The 22,734-nt window shown below is 55.2% G+C and carries 13 protein-coding genes; 7 read left to right on the top strand and 6 right to left on the bottom strand.

All coding sequences use genetic code 11. The features are described 5' to 3' along the window. The first annotated feature begins 85 nt into the window (after positions 1–85). The 5 genes from ABD971_RS23765 to ABD971_RS23745 all read left to right on the top strand — a co-directional run bounded on the left by ABD971_RS23765 (position 86) and on the right by ABD971_RS23745 (position 8,340). On the top strand, positions 86–1,546 hold the full coding sequence (locus tag ABD971_RS23765) for a DUF1501 domain-containing protein (protein ID WP_425571356.1): 1,461 nt from the start codon (positions 86–88) through the stop codon (positions 1,544–1,546). Positions 1,547–1,589: 43 nt separating this feature from the next. After that, positions 1,590–3,137, top strand: coding sequence for a HEAT repeat domain-containing protein (locus tag ABD971_RS23760; protein ID WP_345326167.1), 1,548 nt, complete (start codon positions 1,590–1,592; stop codon positions 3,135–3,137). Next, on the top strand, positions 3,137–3,394 hold the full coding sequence (locus ABD971_RS23755; RefSeq protein WP_345326165.1) for a hypothetical protein: 258 nt from the start codon (positions 3,137–3,139) through the stop codon (positions 3,392–3,394). The genes ABD971_RS23760 and ABD971_RS23755 overlap by 1 nt, the downstream gene beginning before the upstream one ends. Positions 3,395–3,470: 76 nt before the next feature. Continuing rightward, positions 3,471–7,418 carry an FtsK/SpoIIIE domain-containing protein gene (locus ABD971_RS23750; protein ID WP_345326163.1) on the top strand — a complete coding sequence of 1,316 codons (3,948 nt, stop codon included), beginning with the start codon at positions 3,471–3,473 and terminating at the stop codon, positions 7,416–7,418. A 274-nt stretch (positions 7,419–7,692) separates the two neighbouring features. Beyond that, complete coding sequence (locus ABD971_RS23745) at positions 7,693–8,340, top strand: hypothetical protein (RefSeq protein ID WP_345326161.1); 648 nt, start codon at positions 7,693–7,695, stop codon at positions 8,338–8,340. Here ABD971_RS23745 and ABD971_RS23740 read toward each other — a convergent pair. Next, a complete protein-coding gene (locus tag ABD971_RS23740) occupies positions 8,337–9,314 on the bottom strand; it encodes an efflux RND transporter periplasmic adaptor subunit (protein WP_345326159.1) in 978 nt (325 codons plus the stop codon). The genes ABD971_RS23745 and ABD971_RS23740 overlap by 4 nt on opposite strands. Before the next feature lie 87 nt (positions 9,315–9,401). Between ABD971_RS23740 and cutA the strand changes: the two genes are divergently transcribed. Further along, complete coding sequence (gene cutA, locus ABD971_RS23735; protein WP_339946399.1) at positions 9,402–9,728, top strand: divalent-cation tolerance protein CutA; 327 nt, start codon at positions 9,402–9,404, stop codon at positions 9,726–9,728. 125 nt (positions 9,729–9,853) lie between these two features. Here cutA and ABD971_RS23730 read toward each other — a convergent pair whose 3' ends face one another. The 3 genes from ABD971_RS23730 to ABD971_RS23720 all read right to left on the bottom strand — a co-directional run bounded on the left by ABD971_RS23730 (position 9,854) and on the right by ABD971_RS23720 (position 14,735). After that, positions 9,854–10,198 carry a diacylglycerol kinase gene (locus ABD971_RS23730; protein ID WP_345326157.1) on the bottom strand — a complete coding sequence of 115 codons (345 nt, stop codon included), beginning with the start codon at positions 10,196–10,198 and terminating at the stop codon, positions 9,854–9,856. Continuing rightward, entirely contained in the window at positions 10,198–13,485 is a 3,288-nt protein-coding gene (locus tag ABD971_RS23725) for an LPS-assembly protein LptD (RefSeq protein ID WP_345326155.1), read from the bottom strand. The genes ABD971_RS23730 and ABD971_RS23725 overlap by 1 nt, the downstream gene beginning before the upstream one ends. A 416-nt stretch (positions 13,486–13,901) precedes the next feature. After that, positions 13,902–14,735, bottom strand: coding sequence for a GDSL-type esterase/lipase family protein (locus ABD971_RS23720; RefSeq protein WP_345326153.1), 834 nt, complete (start codon positions 14,733–14,735; stop codon positions 13,902–13,904). A gap of 143 nt (positions 14,736–14,878) precedes the next feature. On the opposite strand from ABD971_RS23720, the gene ABD971_RS23715 reads away from it, so the two are divergent. Then, a complete protein-coding gene (locus tag ABD971_RS23715) occupies positions 14,879–16,690 on the top strand; it encodes a DUF885 domain-containing protein (protein WP_345326151.1) in 1,812 nt (603 codons plus the stop codon). 257 nt (positions 16,691–16,947) lie between these two features. On the opposite strand, the gene ABD971_RS23710 is transcribed toward ABD971_RS23715, so the two are convergent. Together ABD971_RS23710 and ABD971_RS23705 are read right to left on the bottom strand one after the other, a co-directional pair. Then, positions 16,948–19,935, bottom strand: a complete 2,988-nt coding sequence (locus ABD971_RS23710; RefSeq protein WP_345326149.1) for a zinc-dependent metalloprotease — start codon at positions 19,933–19,935, stop codon at positions 16,948–16,950. Positions 19,936–20,326: 391 nt separating this feature from the next. Continuing rightward, a complete protein-coding gene (locus ABD971_RS23705) occupies positions 20,327–22,492 on the bottom strand; it encodes a protein kinase domain-containing protein (protein WP_345326147.1) in 2,166 nt (721 codons plus the stop codon). Between the last annotated feature and the right edge of the window lie 242 nt (positions 22,493–22,734).

Here is a 22,734-nt window from a genome sequence, read left to right as displayed (position 1 = left end):
AAGTCGATCCGATTTTTACGCGGCCTGAGTCCTTCGTCGAACCAGCCTTTGTCGAACAAGCAAAAAACGAAACTTGAGAACGATGATGCAAACGAATCTTGAATTTGAGCAGATGACGCGGCGATCTTTTTTCTCTCGCTCGTCGGCTGGGATCGGTGCAGCGGCGCTTGCGTCGTTGGACGCAGCGGCGGCACCCGCGGCGGTTGCCAAAAACGGAGTGGTCGGTGGACTTCCCCATCTACCCCATCATGAACCCAAAGCTCGTCGGGCGATCTACTTGTTCATGTCCGGAGCGCCCAGCCAGATGGACATGTGGGATCACAAACCGGCGATGGCCGATTGGTACGACAAGGATTTGCCAGAAACCATTCGCAAAGGCCAGCGGCTGACCACGATGACGAGCGGTCAATCTCGCTTTCCCATCGCCCCGAGCATTTACAAGTTTTCGCCGCATGGGGCAGCCGGAACAATGGCAAGTGAGCTGATTCCTCACATGGCCAACAAAGTCGACGATATTGCTTTGATCAAATCGATGTATACCGAGGCGATCAATCATGACCCCGCGATCACGTACATCTGTACCGGCAACCAATTGCCCGGCAAAGCGAGTCTGGGGTCGTGGCTGAGCTATGGTTTGGGAACCGAAAACGAGAATTTGCCCGCGTTTATCGTGATGACCGCTTCCTGGACAGGACGTAAAGAGGCGCAAGCTCTTTACAACCGGTTGTGGGGAAGCGGGTATTTGCCGAGTAAATATCAAGGCGTTGCACTGCGAAGCAGCGGCGATCCGGTGCTCTATTTGTCCAATCCCGCCGGTGTCGACCCGGCGGTGCGTCGCCGCATGCTCGATTCGCTGTCGCGGCTCAACACGGCAACGGCGGACCGGCTCGGCGACCCTGAAACGCATGCCCGTATCGCTCAGTACGAGATGGCGTTCCGGATGCAGACCAGTGTGCCCGATTTGACCGACATCAGCGACGAACCGAAATACATTCTCGATCTGTATGGTCCTGACGTGACGACGCCAGGAACGTTTGCGAATTGTTGTTTGATGTCGCGGCGGATGGCGGAGCGCGGAGTCCGTTTTACTCAAATTTTTCATCGCGGATGGGACCAGCACGGGGCGCTACCGAAGGATCTGCCGAATCAATGCCGCGATGTCGACCAACCCTCGGCGGCACTGTTGACCGATTTGCGGCAACGGGGGATGCTGGACGATACGCTGGTGGTTTGGGGCGGCGAATTTGGCCGTACCATTTATTGCCAAGGCGGATTGTCAAAAACCAACTATGGCCGCGACCATCATCCCAAATGCTTTACCGTTTGGTTGGCCGGCGGTGGGGTCCAAGGAGGGGTGGTGCATGGCGAAACCGACGAATTTAGTTACAACGTGGTCAAAGACCCCGTGCACATTCACGACCTGAACGCCACAATCTTACATCTAATGGGGATTGATGATCAGCGGTTTACGTATCCATTTCTTGGTCTTGATCAACGTTTAACAGGGGTCGAAGAAACCCGAGTGGTGAGTGAGATCTTGAGTTGATCGGCTCGCCGTCTGTCAAGAACTCTCATTCACACGATCTACTTTGCAAAACGAAACACTTATTGCCCTGCTTGGCCCGTCCGCGGATCCCGTTGCGGCGGGTTGGCGATTAAGAGAACTTGCCGAAAACGATTCTTACCAGGGTGCGGATCTGATCACGCAGCTGAGCGAGCAAGAGGACCTGGTGCGTCGCTCGGATCCCGCGATTTTAGGCGGACTGCTGCATGTCGTGCATGGCCGCGTGATCCGGGCAGCCGCAGAGAGTCGTGGCGAATCGTTCGCTGCGGTGGATCCCGAGCACGTCCGGCGGCTCGACCAAGCGTTGCCCGAGGCGACTCCGAATCGTCATTTGCTTTTACAGCTGTTGGCGATGATCCAATCCGATCAATCGCTTGCCGTTTTGATGGATCGGTTAGAGCAGGCGCCGCCGCAAAAATGGATGGATGCCGCTCAGGCGATCAGCCCGCTGATGCAAAATCGTCAGTGGAAAGTAGGGATCGTCTTCCCGCGACTACTGCAATGTTTGCAATTTCCGTCGCTGGCGGCACCTACGTTGGATCTTGCCAATTTCTTGGTGCGAGAACGCAACGTGTCGCCGCATCCCGCAGCCGCCAATCTGACGATGCTCAATCACTTGTTGGGGGAAGTCAGCAGTCGGCTGGGCCGATTCGAAGAGAATCCTCACGCTTTTGGCGACGATGTCGAAACGGTGCAAGCGACTTTGGGCGAAGCGGTCTCACTTGCGGTTTCGCTATGTGACGCGGTGGGGTTAATCGGTGACGAAACGTCGATAGGAAAACTGAATCAGACCGTCGAACTAAAACATCGCCGTGTGCAGTGTGAAGCCGCCGGTGCGCTGGCGCGATTAAAGGATGAACAAGGGATCAAACGGTTGCTGGAATTGACGGCCGATCCAGCCGCCCGTCTGCGAGCGATCGCTTATGCCGACGAACTTGGGTTGGGAGATCAGATTGATCCCGAGTTGCGATCCGATGTCGCCACGGCCGAAGCAGAGATGTCACTGTGGTTGACTCAGCCACAACAAATGGGCGTGCCACCGACTTCGCTCGAAGTGATCGATTCGCGGCGGATGCTGTGGCCGAGTTTTACTGATCGTGTGGATGTCCATTTGGTGCGATTCGAATACAGTTTTGGCGAGAAAAAATATAGCAATGTCGGCATCACCGGGCCGGTCACGTTTGCGTTTTCCAGCGACGTTGCCGATCTGCCGTTGGAGGATATTTATGCGATCTACGCGGGCTGGCACGCCGAGCATCCCGAAATTTTCGCGATTCCCGCCGAGCAATTTAATGTCGCCCAACAGCGAGCGATGAAGGACTACGTCAAGCATCTCGAGACGTTAGAATACGAAGAGATCAAACCATCGCTACTCGGTTTTTTCTTGGATGAACAAGCGGGCGTGTTCACCGCCGTACGCGACTCGACCGAGTGTGTTGTCGTGACCGATGGCTTGGAAACGATCGACCAAGCGGTTGCGGGACGAACGCGGCCTTTAACCCCCGGAGACGTTTTCAATCTGTACAAGGGACGCAAGATGCTGCGGACCTTTAATCCTTCGTCGGACGTGTGATGGCAATCAAATTGGGTCCTGTCCAGGACGCGGAAAATCGAATCAAGCGGGATTTTACCGAGTTTTCGCGGCTCTGGAGTAAAGTTCGCGAGGATTGGCTTGATGATCGGTGTCGCCAATTTGAACAGCAGCATTTGACGACGATCGGCCCAAGTTTGAGCCGCGTCTCGGCAGCCATGCAAGAGTTTTGTGACGTGATTCGACGCGCCGATGAGGCACTTGAGGATGATTCGGTGGGCTCGGACAGGTTAGAATAAAGCGTTGGCTGTTCCCTAAATCCGTCCCTGTCATCGTCGTTGATTGACGCTGTCCTCTTCAAAAACGCTGCTAACAATGAAAGATTCATCGGTTGGTCCAGCTGGACTGTTACACCCCGCACGTCAGCGTCGTTTGTTGGAAGGGTTGGAAGATCGGTTTCGATCCAGCGTGGCGGAACATCAATCGTTGATCGAGCGTCATGCCAAGGAAAGTGAAAGCGAGGAAACGACCCTGGGTTCGCAACGCGCCATCAAAACCGACGCCTGCCGGCACCTGCGACGAGGCATGCTGTTGGAATGGGACGAGCAGGAAGAGAAGCTGACCAGCCAGTACGAAGCGTTTGCGATCAAAAACCGCCAGGAGCTGAATCGGCTCGGTGCGGTCTATCGCAAAAAGGCCAGCGTCTGGAAAGATGCGATCGAACGCAAAGTCAAAGCACGCTGTACCGCGATTCACCATCAATACAACGAACGCAAAGACAAACCGGGAATCCATCGCGACAAAGAGATTGAGCAAATCAATCAGTCGTTGAATCGGATCTATGGCGATTTGGAATGGGCCCGAGCGCTGACGCTGCGGCGTTTGGATCGGCTGCCCGAAGTGCCCCCAGCGGAAACCCCCGAAGACAACCAGCGGTTACCCACACCGCATGATGTCCGCGAATCGATCGAAGCGATCGATACATTGACGCGGCGTTGTAAACAAACGGTGGCGCAAATGCAGACCGGGGCGGCGTCCAAAATCGTCGACTCTTTTTATCTGCCCGCTGGCGTGGGCGTCTTTATCGTGATCTGGGCGCTGGCCGTCATGATGATGAAGTTTGATCCGCCATGGTTACCGATGGCTGCCGGAGTCCCCATCGCCGGTGTGATCGGGTTCACCATCTTTTTGCTGCTGATGATGCCGCTGAAACGGATGACTCGCCAACTGCATCCGGTAGTCGAACGGATCGCCGAAGCGGCCGAAGAAGCGGCCGAAGCGGGACGCAAGATTGCGGCTCGGACTGCCAAAGAAGCCGAAGTCGAACTGCTGAACCAACGCGATGCTCATCTTGAAACCGCGGCGCGTTGGCGGACCGAGCAACTTACCCTGCTCGAACAAACCATCAACACCGAGCGTGAACAGGCGAAACAAAAGTTGCTCGCAGCGCTAAGCCAAGCCAACGCTGAATACAAGTCGGCGTGGAATCGTGTGAGCGAAACGATGCTGGCCAAAGCCGACACGTTGGCCAATCGTATTTCGACCGATTTAGCCGACACCGACCAAACGTTAACCCAGCAGCGGATTGCCGCAGCCGAGCGGCGGGATGCCGAGCGGGCTCGATTGGTCCAGCGACTCGAAAATGGGGTCCAGCGAGGGCTTCGCCGTATTTCGGAAAGCACGTCGCAAGTTCGTTCACGATTTCCTGATTGGCAAAACGTGGCCGATGGTGATCTTCCGGCCCCGTCCACGACCGACTTTTTGCCGGTCGGGCGATTGAAGGTGGACCGTCGATTGCGACATGTGCTCGAGACCTCAGCCAATCAAAATGGAAGCCCGACGCCGGCGCACCATTCGTCGCTGCCATCGCCTGTGGCTGCGGAATCGGTGGGCGATTCCGTGACCTTGGCGGATATCAACGTTCCGGAATCGTTGCCGATCGTGCTGCACCGTCGACTGCACTGTGGTTTGTTGATCTCAGCCAACTCGTCGGGCTTCGATCAAGCCATCGATGTTGCCCATCAAGTGCTGTGGCGTGTCTTGACCGGATCGGCACCAGGGCGAGCCAAGTTGACGTTGATTGATCCGGTCGGACGCGGCCAGAACTTTACCAGCTTTATGGCACTTGCCGATCATGACCCATCGCTTGTGGGGCATCGTGTATGGACAAGCGAGACCCAAGTCACCGAGCGACTTGGCGAAATTGCACAACACATCGAAGATGTTTTGCAATCCAGTTTGCGTGATCGGTTTCAGCGGATCGAAGACTACAACGAACTCGCCGGTTCCATGGCCGAACCTTATCGAGTGATTGCCGCGATTGGATTCCCCGAAGGGCTGACGCGAGATGGCTACAAACATCTGCAGGCGTTATTAGAAAGCGGGCTGCGTTGTGGCATTTTTTGTGTCATCGTTTGCGACAAATCCAAGCCTTGGCCGGCAGAAACCCCGCTGCCGAAAACAGACAAACTGCTGCGACTCGATCTTAACGACGACGGCGAATGGCGAGTCGTCCAGGATGGTTTGGATGATTTGCCCTTTGAACCTGATCCTTCGCCACCGATGAAATTGCGGTCGGCGTTGGTCGATCAAGTAGGCAAGGCCGCGGTCGCCGCTTCGCGTGTCGAAATACCGTTGGCGGATATTTTGAAAGACAGCCAAGCCGCCGGCGGTTCCACTGCCGACCGAATCAATATTCCGATCGGCAGCCAGGGGGCAAATCGACATCTGCCGCTCGATCTGGGCGAAGGCGTTCGCCAACATGTTCTGATCGCGGGCAAAACGGGGTCGGGAAAAAGTACGCTGCTGCATGCGATCATTACATCGGGAGCGTACCGCTACACGCCCGATGAGTTGCAGTATTACCTGTTGGACTTTAAGAAAGGCGTTGAGTTCAAACCGTATGCCGACGCGAGTTTTCCTCATGCCCGAGTGATCGGGATCGAGAGCGAACGTGAATTTGGCCGCAGCGTGCTGCAACGTTTGGATGAGGAACTGCAGCAACGAGGCGAGAAATTTCGTGCGGCTGGGGTGCAGGAATTAGGGGAATATCGCAAGGCGAGCGGCCAGAAAATGCCTCGCATCATGTTAGTCGTCGACGAGTTTCAAGAGCTGTTTATTCGTGATGACCGCTTGGCAGGCGATTGTGCAATGTTGCTGGACCGCTTGGTCCGGCAAGGTCGTTCGTTCGGGATGCATGTCATTCTGAGCAGCCAGTCGCTAGCCGGCGCCTACTCGCTACCCCGAGCAACACTCGGACAAATGGCCGTGCGGATCGCGATGCAGTGTAGTGAAGCCGATGCCGCTTTGATCCTCGCCGACGACAACACTGCCGCTCGATTGATCAGCCGGCCTGGTGAAGCGATCTACAATGATGCCGGCGGTTTGATCGAAGGCAACCAACCGTTTCAAGTCGCGTGGCTGTCCGGTTCCGCTCATCGCGAGATGTTGCATGCGATTGCGATTCGAGACCAAGGGTACGTCGACTCGCTGCCTCCGGCGGTCGTGTTCGAGGGCAATCGGCCTTGTCGCTGGACCCCGCTGCTGGCGAACCAAGTTGTGCCCACGCCTGATGACAAATCACTGTACGGATTGTTGGGCGAAGCGGTCGAGATTGGGCCTCCGGTTGCCGTGAAATTGACTCGTGACACCGGACGCAATCTGTTGGTGATGGCACCGGCGGATTCACGCGGAGCGGTCATCGCGACGTGTGTAGCAAGCTTCTGCAAATCCGATCCGCGTACCGAAGTGGTCTATTTCGACGGCGCTCGCGTTGACGACGGCGAGTCCGTGGGACCGTGGCTCAGTGAATCAGGAATACCGTCCAAGATAATCAAGCTTCGCGACGTCGAAAACGAGATCGTTCGCGTGCATGGGATCGTGAAAGAACGGATGAAGGAGGATGGCGATTCTTCCCCCATCATTTTGGTCATCGATCCGCTCGAACGGTTTCGTGATTTACGACAAGACGAATCGTTTAACTTTTCACTCGATGCCGCCGCAGGCCCCGTCAGCGGTGCGACCGCACTGCAAGAGTGTTTGCGGGACGGGCCCGCCGTCAACGTGTTTACGATCGTGGTCAGCGGATCAGCCGAAACATTATCACGATGGTTGCCGCGGGCTTCGCAGCATGATCTGGAGTTGCGAGTTTTGGGGCGTATGAATGCGTCCGATTCCGCACTGCTGATCGATACGCCCATGGCGTCGGAATTATCGGCCGCGACGATGTTGTTGTACGACGATACCGATGGCCGGATCAGCAAGTTCCGCCAATGCGATCTTCCCAACGCCCACGATGTCAAAATCTGGTTGACGCCGTCCTGATCCTGCGTCCCCCTCTGCTTCGTCCCCTCATGCTTCGTCGAGTTCGTTGTGGACAATACGACGAGTCCCGCATGCAGAACGGCCCGGCGTGCGGCCCAATTCGATCTCGATCGCGAATGACGTCATTTTGATTCGCGATTTGTGTCGTCAAAGCGATGGCAGTTGTTGTTTCTGGTTTCGTGAAACACGAGGAAAACGTGTTTTTTTTTGTTTGGCATGCTCCGTGCGTTGTGAAACTCGCATCACTCACCCGCATTTTCCTGGAGCCCTAAAGATGTCACGTCTCATTGCTATCGCCACTGTGTTCTCGGTCGTATTCGCGAGCGGCCAAGCCGATGCGCAAGTCACCACGTCACCGCATTACCCGCATTCGCAACCCTATCACGGCCCGGTGCATGGCGGTGACTGGGGGCACGATTATTGGCACGCTCCGCCTCATGTTCCCAGTGTGGCTCAATTAGACGAGTATGCGGACCAATTGGCCAAAGTCGCTCGCCATCTGCACGAAGACGCTCACAAGTTGTCTCAAGACTACGAGCATTCGCATTCGATTGAAGGTTATGTCGATCAAGTCGATCGTTTGCAACAACACATGCATACGATCTTGCACGAAGCCGCCGAACAGAATCGTCTTTCAACGGGGTTGCTCACGCACATCAAGAGTGATGTCCGTCAAGCTAAATTATTGTTTTCTCGGCTGTACGGCGAACTGCAGCATCAAGGGTATGATGGGGCCCGCACAACCGACTTTTATGCGATGGCCCATATGCGAGAAGTGATTGTCACGGAAGCCAACCCGTTAATTCGTCAACTGGAGATCGCGTTGTATGGTTATTCGCATACGGATGATATTCATCGCACCTATCGTCATCCAGTTCCATCACCATGGTACGGACATCACGGAATTCACCCTCATCACTAATTCGATTCGGCGGTGATCACCAATCGGCCTCGCATCCCACTTCTTAGTCGCGTTTGGGGGTTACTAACGGTAGCCCACAAACGCACTTGACCGGTGACCGGATGGACTTCGGGCGAAACAAAGGTCACGCTGCCGTCGAATGTGGCCGCACGGTTCAAATCTTGTTCATGCAGGGGGAGCTCGTCGCAGACAAATTGCACGTGCCGACCGACCAATTCCGATCCGTATTTGCGGCCATCGATAAAACATTCCACGCGAATCGGGTCGAGTGAAATGACACGAATCAGCGGTTCACCCGACTCGACCGACTCACCCGGCTGAACCGTAATCTCAGCCACCTGCCCTCCGACGCTGGCGCGGATCGCATGATCGCGAACGCGTTGTTCGGCAATCTTCACCGCAGCCTGTTTTTCACTGGTGTGAGCGATTGCGATCTGTTGTTTATGTTCGGCTTGTTCAATCGCAAGGACTGCTTGATCGACGACCAGCTGCAATTTCTCAACTTCCGAGTCGCTGATTGCACCGGGAAATTTTGAATTGGCTTGCTTTGATTGTTCCAGCTGGCGAATATGGAACTCCTTGGCCCGGCGAGCATAACGTGCGTCGACATCGCTATCACTTTCCAACTTTGCCGCTCGGTGTGCCGCCACGGCTGCTTCGAGTTCGGTGCGGAAACGTTGGTCGTCTAACTGGATCAACAACGCGTCCGGTTGAACCCTATTGCCTTCTTTGACTAGCACCGTTTCGACCACACCGGAGATCGGTGACGCGATAAAGGTGTTGTGGATCAGCGAGACCTGAGCTTCCGAGACTTCGAGTTGCTGGGGTTCGAGTTGCTGGGTTTTGCCCGGTTTCTGAGCAAAACTTTGCGTCGTGCTGATCAGCGCGAGTGCCATGAAACCGAGCGAGAATTCGGTGCGGGGGTAGCGAAAGATCATGAGCGGACTCGGAATGTCAAGTTTGATACGATTCATGCGTTGGTGCACCCCATTGTGAATGGAGTGCCTACTACAATCAATGCTTAGTAATTTACGCGATTTTTGCTTAGGGAAAACGAAAATATGGAAGATTCATCGCCTCTAGCACTGATCATTTCGACCGTTGAATTGGAAGCGGACGCCCAGCGAATCGCAAACGATTTGGTTGCTCAATCGCTTGCCGCGTGCGTGCAAATTGACGGTCCCATCCAGAGTGTCTATCGCTGGAACGGACAAGTGGAACAGGCCACCGAGTTCCGCTTGATGATCAAAACCACGCTTGCTGTGTGGCCGAAACTGAAAGAACGTTTACTGAAAATGCATCCTTATGATGAACCCGAAATCATCATGTTGCCGGTCGCCGGGGCAAGCCAAGGTTACCAATCCTGGGTCATCGAACAAACCACCTAGCGTCGAATAGGCTTCCCGCATTCCTTCGCTGCTCAATGCCCCGGTAGTGGACAAGGCAACGAGTCCTTGCAGACTTGCGGAATGGTGGCGTGGCGGGATTCGTGGCCTCGTCGACGACGATCTCACTACAACAGCACGATCACGCCAATGACCGCTGCACCGATTGCGGTCACCAGCACTGCCGAGGCGGCGGTGTCCAGTGCGTCACCGATCTCGGGATGACGCTGAGCATGCAGGACGCGAACGAGCCGCTCGATAGCTGTGTTCATCAGTTCCGCAGCGATGACCACGGTAATCGCCAAAACCAAGACCGCCCATCGCCACAAATCAAAATCCAAATAGGTCGCAAGCGTCAGCACCAAGGCGGCGGCAAGCACATGCACCTGCAGACTGGATTGATCACGAAGCGAGATCCCCAAGCCGCGGAACGCGACCGCAAACTTTGTTATCCAAGTTTGGATCATCTGCATCACTCAAGCCCCTCGACGCCCGGCGGCGGAATCAATTGTCCACCCACATTGCCCAGTCGTGCGGAGGGCCAGAAGCGAGGCTCGATCATAAAGCCGACGCCGACATTGTCACGTCCGCTGTCGACATTGATTCCCAAACGAACCAAAAAGGATTCGCCGATACGAGTTAGCCCGAACGATTGGCCGATGTTCCCCGTGGCTCCAAAGTCGTAGATCATCCCGGACGACGCCAGCCATTTTTCATTCAGACGGTAATCCATCGTGCTGCGGAATACCGTGCTACTGATCGGCCCTTCGAGTGACAACAAGCCAAGGTAGATGTCACCCACGCCCGGTCGACTGGTTCGCACGCCAGCACTGATCGAACGAAGTCCCGAATCGAAAAAGTCGAAATAGCCATCGCTCAGCAAGCTGACTCGATCTCCGATGTGATACGCCGTGTCAAAGGTCGCTGGACCAATGGTCTCGCCAAAGTTGTCGCGATCCGCTTCGGGGAATAGCAACACGTCGGTGTTGAAATGGAACACGTCGACGATCCGTTCAAGCCCAGGCAAACCGCGTTTGGTTTGGAACCGTTGGTCGAGTCCGAGTCGGACCTGTTGCAAATCGTCCGCGATCACATCACTGCCGCTGACGACATATTTCTGTGTGCCTTGACGTAGTGCGTAGGTGCGTGGGTCAAAGGTCGCCGGCAGCAAGCCTGCATAATCGCTGGTAATGAAACGGCGGCGGAATTGTTGTTGCGAATGGTCGTCCAGTGGATCGTAGAGCGGCAATTCGTCGAGCGATGTATCGCTGTCGGCGTAAAAGTAGTCGACGTTCCACTCCATTTTATGTGCCAAGCCGCGGATGTTCAGCAAACTGCTTTGGATCGTCGGGTCGACCCGCGACATTGGCAAACTTGCTCGCACCCCGCCTTGTCCCAACAACCGAGTCAACGAATCTCCGTCGCTTGCTTCGCCGTAGTGAGCCGCTTCGCCGGAGATATAAGGCACCACTTTGATCGGACCTGCTTGGACGGGCAGCGACAATTCTTGCCGTGTGCGTGCGACGATCCCCGAACTATCTTGTTCGCCAGGAAGCGTCGACATGGTGGCGGCTTCGGCAGGATCCGTAGCGATATCCGCTGCGTTCAGACGTGAATAGTTGATTTGGTTGTGAGCCGACCAGGTAAACAAATCGGCAAACAACGACCCGCCAATCAAGTAGTGATCGAGTCCCGGCAGTTGTTCGGTTTCTTCGAAGAAATCGTTGACTTGGGCTTTGGCGGACAGTTCCAATAGGTTGCTGCCCCAGTACTTGCGAAGCCGCAACGAAGTGTCCTGGTTCTTTCTCTGATCCCAATCCTGTTCGTAGTACTGTTCTAGGAAGTTGCGATCGCTGAGGAAGCCGAGTTCGGCAACAAGCTCGTAGTCGTTCGGCATGATTTGTCGATGCTGCCAAAACACGCGGCCGCGATGGGTTTCTTCGGGAGTCAGGTTTTTGCGGCCTTCCCCAAGCGTATCGGTTCCTTTGTCGTCGATTCCCCAAGCATCAAAATAGCCTTTCGTCGGGCCGGGGACGCCAAACATTCCTGGCAATTGATAGTCCAGCGTCGTCCCCAGCGCGGGGCCTCGATCGCTCAAGTAATCAGTGGAAAGTTCCCATTTCAAACCCTCGGGCGCGTTTTCGATACCAAGGATTTGCAGCAGGTTAAAGTCCAGCAGTAGTTGGGTGCCGAAAATACTGTCGTTTCGCGCACTGGCGCCGCTGAGATAAAATGTCGGTTCACGCAGCGAGGTTGCAAACCGAGGCCAATACAAAATGGGGACGCCCCCAAAGTACGTAAAGTTATCTCGGCTGCTGACGAACGGATCACGACGTATTATCGGAGCCCCGGTGATGGGATCCGTAACCGTCGTGTTGCGGTCAGTGAGCTGCAATTGTTCGCTCTGCAGCCAATAACGTGGAACGCCCATCCGGCTGCTGGTGACCGCGGCGTCAAAGGCGACAAAGTTGCCTCGCGCCACTTGCTGCATCACATCCGCTTTCAGTCGAACGATCCCTTGGTAAGTAGGGATCGTCGTGATTGTTTCGGCGTCAAGCACGATCCCTTGTTCGGTGGCGATGTTGTAGTACATCGACTCGGCGTAAATGATTCGCTCACCTTGACGGACGACGATGTCGCCTTCGAGGTACAATTCGCCCTGCGCCTGTGACAGATTCGTCGATCCGTTGAACAGGTTCGTCACCAGCGGAAGCCAACCGACGATCCGATCGGCCGAGAGCGAAATCGTGCCCAATTGCATCAGTTCGCCCGACGGTAATTGTGCGGTGACGTCGCGAACCAGTACGGTCACGCCGCCACGCGCGACGATTAGCGTTTCGCCCGCTTCGGGACGGTTGATCGTTTCGATTTGCGGCGGCATCGATGAACCGCGTGCAAGCACTTCGACACTGCGCGTTCCCCCGCCGACAAAGAATTGAAATCCGCCGCTCGTCGCCCCATCGGACATCGTGATCGGGGGTGGCGAATTGGGGACGCCGCCGATCGCGTTCGGGGCAACGTCGAAACTGACTTGGGGTGGAACCTGAGCGGGCGAGACGGACCAATTGCTCGGCCCCGACAACACTTGTTGTCCTGGTTGCTGCGCCGGTTGAAACGCACCGCTATCGATACCCGGGTCGGCAAAGACCGGATTGGCAAAGTTGGGCTGTTGTAGCGGGCCGGATTGATATTGAGTCTGCTGGACATTGCTAAACGGTTCGGCGCCAAACGGTTCGGAGCCACGCGATTGCAGGGATGTTGCTGAGCTGGATTCACCCGAGGCAAACGCGACCGTCTTCCCCCCGAATCCTAGCCGCGGTGGCTTGGACGGTTTTCGGTATTGCATCAAGCGGGGCGTTTGATCGGGGGCTCCGCGATACAGCGGTGCTTGGACTTCGGGATCCATCAACGTCACAAATTCCATGACGCGAGGCCCCGAACGGGTTCCATTGGGCAGTTGGATGCCGTCAGCTACGACTTCGCTGTGAACTTGGCCGACATCACCGCTGACAATCACCAGAATCGATTCGGCGGCAATGCGTTTGTCGCCGTGTTGCAGAACGCAATCTCCTTCTAACAGCGAGGCTTGCGACGTGCCGATGGCCCAACGATAGATCACATTGCCACTGACGCGGACAGGATCCGCACTGGCATCATTCGTACGGGGATCATGCGAACGGTTAGCATACGCATGGGTAACAGGTTCAAACGCATTGCCTATCGACGGCAACCATGCTGCCATCAAGAACAATGCGATCATCGAAAACCCGTTTCGCCGTGTCGAATTCAACAAACGTGAAGGCGCAGCGGTCCTCTCAGGGTCGCGTGTTGTCCACTTGAACCTGGTGAAACGTATATCGGTGGTGGCGTCCTTGCCGACCAAAAGCGTCGTATCCCATATGTAAGAGTCTCGCGAAGTATACGAATGGTTTTCCTTCGATCACAACCGAGAAAATCACGCAAAAATGGGGTAAATTGTCCGTTGTCGCAAATTTTTTTGCGTGGAACACGAATGAAACTCGCCCGCATTGTGCCGATCGAGCGTTTTGCCACTGCTTTATTTTCGGGTACTGGACGAGGCTACAAGTCCCTGTTGTTCTGCGATGGACTCGTTGCCTCGTCCACTACCATGTTGAGTTCGCAAACGACTAGCGTCGCCGTCGTATCTCGCTTGAGCTAGCGAGCGGCGGGCGTTTCCGACGCTGCGGCCGCTGCGTCGGCGGTGGTTCGTTGACGCAGCACGTCGCCAAGTCGCTGGCGAATTAGCGAGCCCCACAACTCGTAACCTGGGGGGCTCAAATGCAGCTTGTCGCCGACGAATAGTTCCGGCCGTGGGTGATCATCGGCGGTCAAATAATGCTCGGCGGTCGGAATGAAATAGGTGTCCGGCGTCGTCAGCGCGATTTCTTTTAACAGCGAGTTGACGGCCCGGATTTTGTCCCACGAAGCAAACCGACTTTCGCACGGCGTGATCTCGACAATCAACACCGCCGCATCGGGTTGGTGGGCTCGCGACACCCCGACGATATAGCGTACCCATGCTTCGATCTGGTCGAGCGAGTGATCGTCGGGGCGGCCGGAAACATCGTTGGCGACAAACATCACCATCGCTCGGTATTGATGAGGCTCGATTAATCGTTTGGCAAACACTGCCACGTCACTGAACTTGGCTCCGCCGTAGCCCCGCTCGATACAGCGAAACGGAGCCATGTCGGTCGCGATCGAGTCCCAGCGACGGATACTGCTGCTGCCGATAAACAAGATCGCATCTTCATTGTCTGCTAATGACTCGTTTTCTTTTTCAAGCGAAATGATGTCACGCTCCCAACGTTTCACAATCGCTTCGCGATCGGCGGCGGTAACCGGCACCTCATTGGAAACCACGTTGGCTGCGGTCGTCTCTGCAGCCTGATTTGGTTCGGAAGGGGGGGCGGCAACGTCTTGAGCCATCATGGGGTGAAAGGCTGAAAACGCAACGCAAAAAAACAAGGGTGTCAACAATTGTCGCATCAGAAGGGTTCCTAGGCAGGCGGGGTCGGCGGGTGTCATCGATCAGTCGAGTGACTTGTTATAGTTCATGGCAAGCCGGAAAACAGCGTAGTCGACACGTGTCCTCTGCGTGAACGAAAAAACTTCAAAACGAGTGAGGTCCCATGAAATTTCAGTGCCGTGCCAATCCTTTTCTAGCTCTCTTGATCGCGGTCATGACGCTGCAAAATGGCTTTGCGATCCCCGCCGAGTCTTCCTCTGCTTCGGAAACACCAACGGGCGATGCCGCGATCAATCAATTGTTGGATCGGGTGTGGGATTTCCAACTGACGGAATTTCCGCTGTTGGCCACCGATGTCGGCGACCCGCGTGGACAAGATCGATTGGCGGATCAGAGTCTCGATGCGATCGAGCGTCGCGGCAAGAAGACGATTGAGTTCCTGGCGGAACTTCAGTCGATCGAACCGGAATCCCTTAGCCCATTGCGGCAAATCGATTATGCGATCTTGCAGCAGAGTTTGAAAGCGGATATCGCGGATGATCAGTTTCAGACGCACTTGATGCCGATCAACAATCGCGAAGGATTCCATATTTCGTTCCCCGAAATGCCTCGGGTGATGAATCCACGCACTCGCAAAGACTTTGAAAACTACGTCAGCCGACTCAATGCTTTTTCCGAGTACACAGACCAACACATCGCACGGATGCGAAAAGGAATCGACGCGGGACTGACTCAGCCCGCGATCATTCTGCGTGACTCGGTCGATCAAGTGATGGCTCAGGTGGTGGACGATCCGTCAAAATCGTTGTTAATGACCAACATTAACGAGGAAGCCAAAGATCGCTTTGACGCCGAAACTTGGGAACAGATCACGGCTGAAATCGCCGACGCAATCCAATCAAGCGTGATCCCATCGTACCAGCGTTTAGCCGATTTTTTGAAGGACGAATATTTGCCGGCGTGCCGCGGAACCATCGGCGCTTCATCGCTGCCCAATGGGCGAGCGTTCTATCGAGACCGAACGCATCGTTTCACCACACTGGACATTTCGCCCGAAGAGGTTCACGAGATCGGCCGCCGCGAGAACAAGCGGATCCGCCAAGAGATGGAAGCGATTCGCGAACAGGTGAAATTTGATGGCGATCTTCCTGCATTCTTGCACCACCTTCGCACCGATCCCAAGTTCTATCCGAAAACGGCTGACGAGTTGTTACAGCGAGTGGCATTGGTGCTTAAACGCGCCGACGGTCGGTTGCCCGAGTTGTTTGGCCGCTTGCCACGGATTCCGTACGGGATTCGCGAGGTCCCCGACTATGTCGCTCCGCAAACCTCATCGGCCTACTATTGGCCACCAGCGACCGATGGTTCTCGGGGCGGCTTTTACTACATCAATACCTACAACTTGTCCTCACGACCGCTGTATCAAATCGAATCCCTTTCGATGCACGAAGCGGTTCCCGGGCACCACTTGCAATTGGCACTACAAGCGGAGCTTGAAGGGCTGCATCCGCTCAGCCGGCAAAGCAACTTCACCGCGTTCATCGAGGGCTGGGCGTTGTACAGTGAACGACTCGGCAAAGAAATTGGTTTTTACAAAGATCCGTACCAGGACTTTGGCCGCTTGAGTATGGAAGCATGGCGAGCGAGTCGATTGGTCGTTGATACCGGGGTCCACTACATGGGGTGGAGTCGCCAGCAAGCGATCGAGTACATGCGAGAAAATACGGCGCTGAGTGAACACAATATCGTCGCCGAGGTGGATCGTTACATCGGATGGCCCGGCCAGGCACTTGGCTACAAAATGGGCGAGTTGACGATCTCGCGATTGCGTGCCGAAAGCGAAGCCGAGCTCGGCGATGCGTTTGACCTACGTTCGTTTCACGACCGCGTGTTATCGGTCGGTTCGATTCCGCTGCCGTTGTTGGAAAAGCGGATCATCCAGTGGCGGGCCGAACAGGCCGAACAGTCACGCTAAGTAGAGTTGCGGTTTGGGTGCCGGAGCCACCTTTGGCGATAGCCTTGGACTTTTAGTCCAAGGCTATCTTCAGCAGTCACCGAAGTTGGTGGAGAGGTTGCAGAAAATCTGCGCAAGAAAAAAATCACAACAATCCCAACGTTTTAGCAGCCCAGGTTTGCGCTGAATCAAAAAAATCCCCGCATGGAACTTCGTTCCATGCGGGGATTTTCGATTTGTCTTGACGATCGCAGTAGGACGACCGTGTTTCAGTCGAACTACGGAGTATAGCTCTGCTCGGCCTCTTCGCCGAACAGCAGCATCAGTCCGCCGCCACGCCGGGCTTGGCCGTTGCCGTAGGTGTAACCCGCTTCGAGTGCTCGTGCGATTCGTTCGGATGCTTCCGACAAATGAGCACGCGAGTAGGCATCCATTTTCTTGCCACAACTCTTCAGTGACGCATCGATCCGTTTCTGCAGTTCCTTCAGTTCCATCCGCGCCAAGTTGCTGATCGGCTTGTATGCCGCGGTCGAGCTGTCTTGTTCGAGAACAAGGTCAACTAGCCGCTGCATATGTTCGCGTTGCAAGTTGCGACGCAGCGAGCTGATCATGGTTTGACGATCGTTTCGGCCTTCGGGGCACTCTTGATCGAGTTCGCTCCAGACGGCGGTGCCAATCGTGTCCAACAACTCAGGCAGCGTCAAAGCGTCCTGGTCCGAGGGAAGTCGCATCTCGTTGTCGTAAACGCGGCGAAGCGTCGTGGGGTTCATCAACAAAGTTAACGAACTTGCTTGAGCGGCGAGGATGCGATCATGGATTGGCCATGTCGCTTCGCTGCTCATCGAAGTATGTCCTCCGCCATCAAGCCATTTGTCGACACTCATGCGTTCGAGCAGTTCGGGGGTCAAACCGTAAGCGTCATCGTTAAACGACGTTTCAATCACGAACTTCAGTGCATCGCGTTGCTGTTCGGCAGGTACCACTTCGACGGGGGGACGATTACCGGGGTCGCCCTTCTTGTCGCGGTAGACAAACGCACCGCCGACCCAGTTGGCCATCATGCTGACGCTGCGAGTTTGTAAGCCCAGTGTTAATTCGTAGCCGCGTCGAGCCTTGGCCCAGCTGTCGCCTTCTTTGACGAATTTTTCCAGCAAACGTTCGCGATACAGTTTGATCAACTTGGTTTGCTCTTTGCAGTACTCAAGTGGATCCGCAGCAAAGTCATAACGACGTGCCAATGGATCGGGGCCGCTGGTGTCTTCGTCGGTCGCAAATTGCAGCTCCGGTTCACTGCATCGTTTCAGGATCTCAGGCAGTTTCTTTTCATCGGCGGTGTAGCCGTATTCGATTGCCCAATAATCATAGGGGCCGATGTCGATCATCGCGTAATCGCCTTGCGTTTCACCCGCTTCGTAACGGTAGTTGATTGGCGAGTAATCCATCACCGACGCAGCAAACGTCTTTTTGCCTTTGACTTCGTTGCTGTTGATGTCGGCCAACTTCATCATCGCAGATGCTTTGAAGTTGTGACGCAGACCGAGCGTGTGCCCGACTTCGTGAGCCACCAAGTCGGCAAGCAGCGGGCCGACGAACCATTCCGGCATACCATCGACAAGGTCGGCAGACACGGTTTTGGGTTCGTCTTTGTCGTCATCCGATTTCGCTTCTTCTTTATCCTCGGCTGCTTTTTCTTCGTCCGTTTCCTTGGCATCCGCCGTCGATTTGTCATCCGCGGCCGCTTCGGTTTTGTCTTCCGCTTTTTCTGCCTTGGCTTTTTCTTCTTCCTTGTCCTTCTTCTTTTTCTTCGCGATCTCTTCGTCCGCAAGCAGAGCGAGGCTCCAGTTCATGCGGGCAATCGCCAAATCAAGATTCTTGCCACTGGCCGCCATACACAATCCGTTCTTCTGACTGACTTGGCCAAACAGTCCGTCGTATTCATCATCGCCCAACAGCGATGCGTCGGCTTGCGCCATCGCGTAGCCTGCCATCGCACCACGTGCTTGACGAGCGTGCTCGATTTGCAATCGGGCGGTGTCTTCTGGACGAGCAAAGCGAATGCGTGGATCCCAGTTGGGGTTCTTGGCGAGCCACGCAAGGGTTTCGGGGCTAGCACCTTCCATTGCCAATTTTGGCATCAGGTCGTGATAGTTGAAGTTGAAGTGACGAATCCAACCATCGGTCAAGATGATGTCGGCATCCAAAATCTGGCCGGTCTCGGGATGCACGCGGCTTGGGCCGATCGCTGTCCCAACGTCGTTGTTCAACCAACGAATGAAGTTGTAACGCACGTCCTCAGGAGCTTTCTCCATGTGAGCGCCACTTTCGGCGTCTTGATATTCGATCACAATCGCGTCGACGAGACCTACTTTTTCAAACGCCTTGTTCCAATAGTCGACGCCGTTTTTGATCCAGCGACGGTAGCGTACCGGTGCGGTGTGCTCGACATAAAACCGAATCGGTTCTTTAGGAGGACTGAGTTTCAGTTTGGGATCGCGTTTTTCGAGATTCCATCGGTTGATGTAACGGACGCGAGTGTCTTCGTCTTCGTATTTGCTGAGGTCCGAGAATGCGGTGGTGAAGTAACCGATACGCTCGTCCGCTTTGCGTGATTTGAAGCCTTCCTTTGCATCGGGGACTTCGCTAAAGGAATAATGGATCGTTTGCAGCTTTCCGCCATTACCGACGATCTCGAAAGCGACTTCGACGTTTTCAGGGAACACCTTCGCTGTGTCAATCTTTTGCAAACGCGAGTTGGTGATGCGTACCGAAGAACCGAAGAAACGCGTTGCGTTGTTGACCAACAATGAATCCATGTCGATCACGGGACCGCCATTGGGACCGGTCGCTAGGATCGCAACGTCCAACAGCACTTCATCGGTGAACAATCGTTTGACGGACGCTTTGGATTCGGCGTCGCCAGTCGCGCGAATGTCAAGGTTGGGCGAGATCAACGCCAATCGGTCGCCGTAACGACGCCACTGAACCACCCAATCGCCCGACTGCAATCCGGCGTAACGGTCACCGCTGCCGACCGTCAATGCAATAAAGTAACTCTTGCCCGCAAACGCTTTGGGCAGTTCGCCCAACAATTGAGCGTCCTTTTCGCGTTGCCACAGGTTGAACAACCCCTTGGGGTTTTGCTGGTCCGATACTGGCACCGCGGTGTAACCTTCGCTGACTTTGTCAAACGGGGCTAAGTCGGCATAGCTACTGGGGACAACCGTCACTGCAAATACGGCGGCTGCAAGATACTGAATTGGTTTCATTCCGATCACTTCGGCTCTCTTTGATTATTGCCAGAAAACAGGAACACAGAAAAAGGAGGGCGAGTGGTTTGTGGGGACCCGAGTCACTCGATTTTCATCGCAGGCAGGCTGCGTCCGTGCGTAAGGTTCATACGTTCTATCTAGGATAGTTTGCGTATTGGTCTCGTTCGTTCATTACGGGCTCGACGTGCCAGATGGTTCATCCAGCCGCCCTGCTTTATCCACTTTACCCGATAAATCGTTACAGGCTATATGCGAAAACGCTAGAAATTACAGCGAGGAACCGCTGCGATGCCTGTGTCGGGGGAACGTTTTCCGCGATTTCCAAGAGTGTTGAATTGACGTCGTCCTGGGGGGCAGCGTAATCAAACCCGCGTTACCGCTTGATCTGTCACGACGTTTTCGAGTTTTGGGGAATCAACACCCCGTAAATCTCCGTCGTCTTGCCGTCGTCGTCAAAGATCGGTTGGCCGCGGACGAGCAAGTGGCGATAGTTTCCGCTAGCATCGCGAAGTCGGATTTGGATCTCATAGGAGGCTCCGTTGACGAGCGCCTCGCCAATCGCGTCTTTCATCTTGCGGCGATCTTTCGGATGCAACATTTCGATGTATTCCGTGCGGGTGGGCACACCCTCAGCTGGGTTGCGTCCTGCCAAGCGGAAAACCTCGTCGCTCCAGGTGACTTGTTTGGTAATCGCGTCGTAAGACCACGTGGCCAATCCGGCAAGAGCCTGCAAATCTTTGAGTCGACGCCGGCTGCGTCGCAGATCATTCTCGGTCTGTTTTCGAATCGAAATGTCACGAATCGACGAGATCAACATCGTTTCGCCGGCGAGTTTGGTCACGCGGCCGCTGATCAATACGTCGATCGGATGCCCGTCACGATGACGCAGTTGGCCTTCGAAATTATCGATGCGTCGATTGCGTTCCAGTTCCGCAATCAATTCGTCACGTCGTTGAGGGCAGATCCAAAGATTGAGTTCCGTCATCAATTTGCCGACGATCTCCTCTTCTGCGTATCCCATCAAATCACGGAACGTCTGGTTCGCTTCGACGACGCGGGACGATGACATGCGAATCAGCAGCCCGGCATCCGGCGAGTGCGTAAACAGCGTGGAATAGCGTCCCTCTCGCTCGACATTGGCATTGCGTTGATCCCGCAGGCGGCGGGTCCGCGCAGCGGCCTCGCTATCGCCGTGGCCGGCTGAATCGTACAGCGAAATCGCGAGATCCAAATCGCCTTGGTCGGTTGCCGCTCGAGCAAATTCAAGATTCAGCTCTTTTCCTAAGTCGCGGGCACGTCGGTTTTCAGGCCATATCTCCAATGCTTCCATGATTAACGCGTCGGCTAATCGAAATCCTTCGTAGTGATTCGACGCGTTTGCAGACTTCAAATGCCCTTGCGCCCGTTTGACCAACCGTGCGCTTTCATCGTGCTCGCGTTGTTGATCGAGTGCCTCTAAGAACTGATCGACCGTCCGGTAACGATCGCTGGGATGGGTCGCCATCGCAATTTTTGCGATGTCCATCAGTTCGCCTTGCACACTGGTCGGACGAATCTTGTTTTGTGCCGCCGCTTGGATGCACTCCAACAATGTCTCGCCGTGATGCGGTGGATAGCCCGTCAGAATTTGGAACAGCGTCGCGCCCAGCAAGTAAACGTCGGTCGCAAACGACACATGGCGATGGTCCCCGGTCGCCAATTCAGGAGCCATGTAGGCAGGCGTGCCGCCGATCGTGTGATCGATGGCCTCGGCCGACTCTTTGGGGCTATGGCTGATCGCAAGCCCCCAATCGGCCAACAAGACTTCGCCGAACCGACCCAGCATGACGTTTTCGGGTTTGATGTCGCGGTGAATCAATCCACGTGAATGCGCGTAACGAATCGCGTCGCCGACTCGCATCAATGTTTGCACATTATCCGACAGCGACATCTCTTTGATTTGCTGGTCCCAACTTGTCCCATCGATCCGTTTCATCGAATAGAACAAACCGCCGTCTTGATCGATGCAAACCTCGTGCAGTGCGATCACATTGGGATGGTCCAATCCCCCGATCACCCGCGCTTCGGTCAAGAAGCGATTTCGCGACGCGGCGTCTTGCGAAAGATTTTTACGCAAGACTTTGATCGCAACTTCGCGGTCGACCGCCCGTTGATGTGCCTGGTAGACGATCCCCGTACCGCCGGCGCCCAGTTCGCCCACCAAGCGATAGTCGGCATCACACACCTTACCGCCGCCGATCGTCGCGACGCCGCGGTGAGGCACAAAACCCAAATCCATACAATCTGCGGGCGAAGGTGTCGCCGCTGGCAACGCAATCGTGTCCATTTCCGCACTTTGAGGTGTCTCGCACTCGGCATGAAATCCTTCCGGATCCCACTCTTTCCATGCAGGATGGGCCAGCTGTGATGCCGTTTCTTTGCCCGACAGCACGACCGTTTTTTCGTCGGCCGGCATCGCAGCAAGACGAGCTTTCAGACGTGCATCGGTCAACACGGCTGTGATCAAGTTATGGTCACTCGAAATGACGTCGGCAGTGGCGGTTTTCAGTGCCATAGATCTCGATTGCACAATGAATAACGGACTCAATACAAGGCGGCCACATGATTGAGATGGAGACGAGAATCGTCCCAGCTTGGATCGAGCGGACCACTCATCATCTTAGCCGAATCGGCAATCTCGGCGAGCGGTTTGACAAGCTTGGCGGTCTTTGTGTGGCATATTCTGCCGACAGGTTGGGGCCTTTGTGATGGATGTACCAATAACCACCCGCCGATTTGCTTTCGTGATGCTCGCGC

Origin of the sequence: Novipirellula rosea (assembly GCF_039541335.1) — a bacterium.
GTDB classification, from domain to species: domain Bacteria; phylum Planctomycetota; class Planctomycetia; order Pirellulales; family Pirellulaceae; genus Novipirellula; species Novipirellula rosea.
The sequence above is the reverse complement of the archived record's forward strand: the minus strand, read 5'-3'. Positions and strand labels throughout refer to the sequence as shown.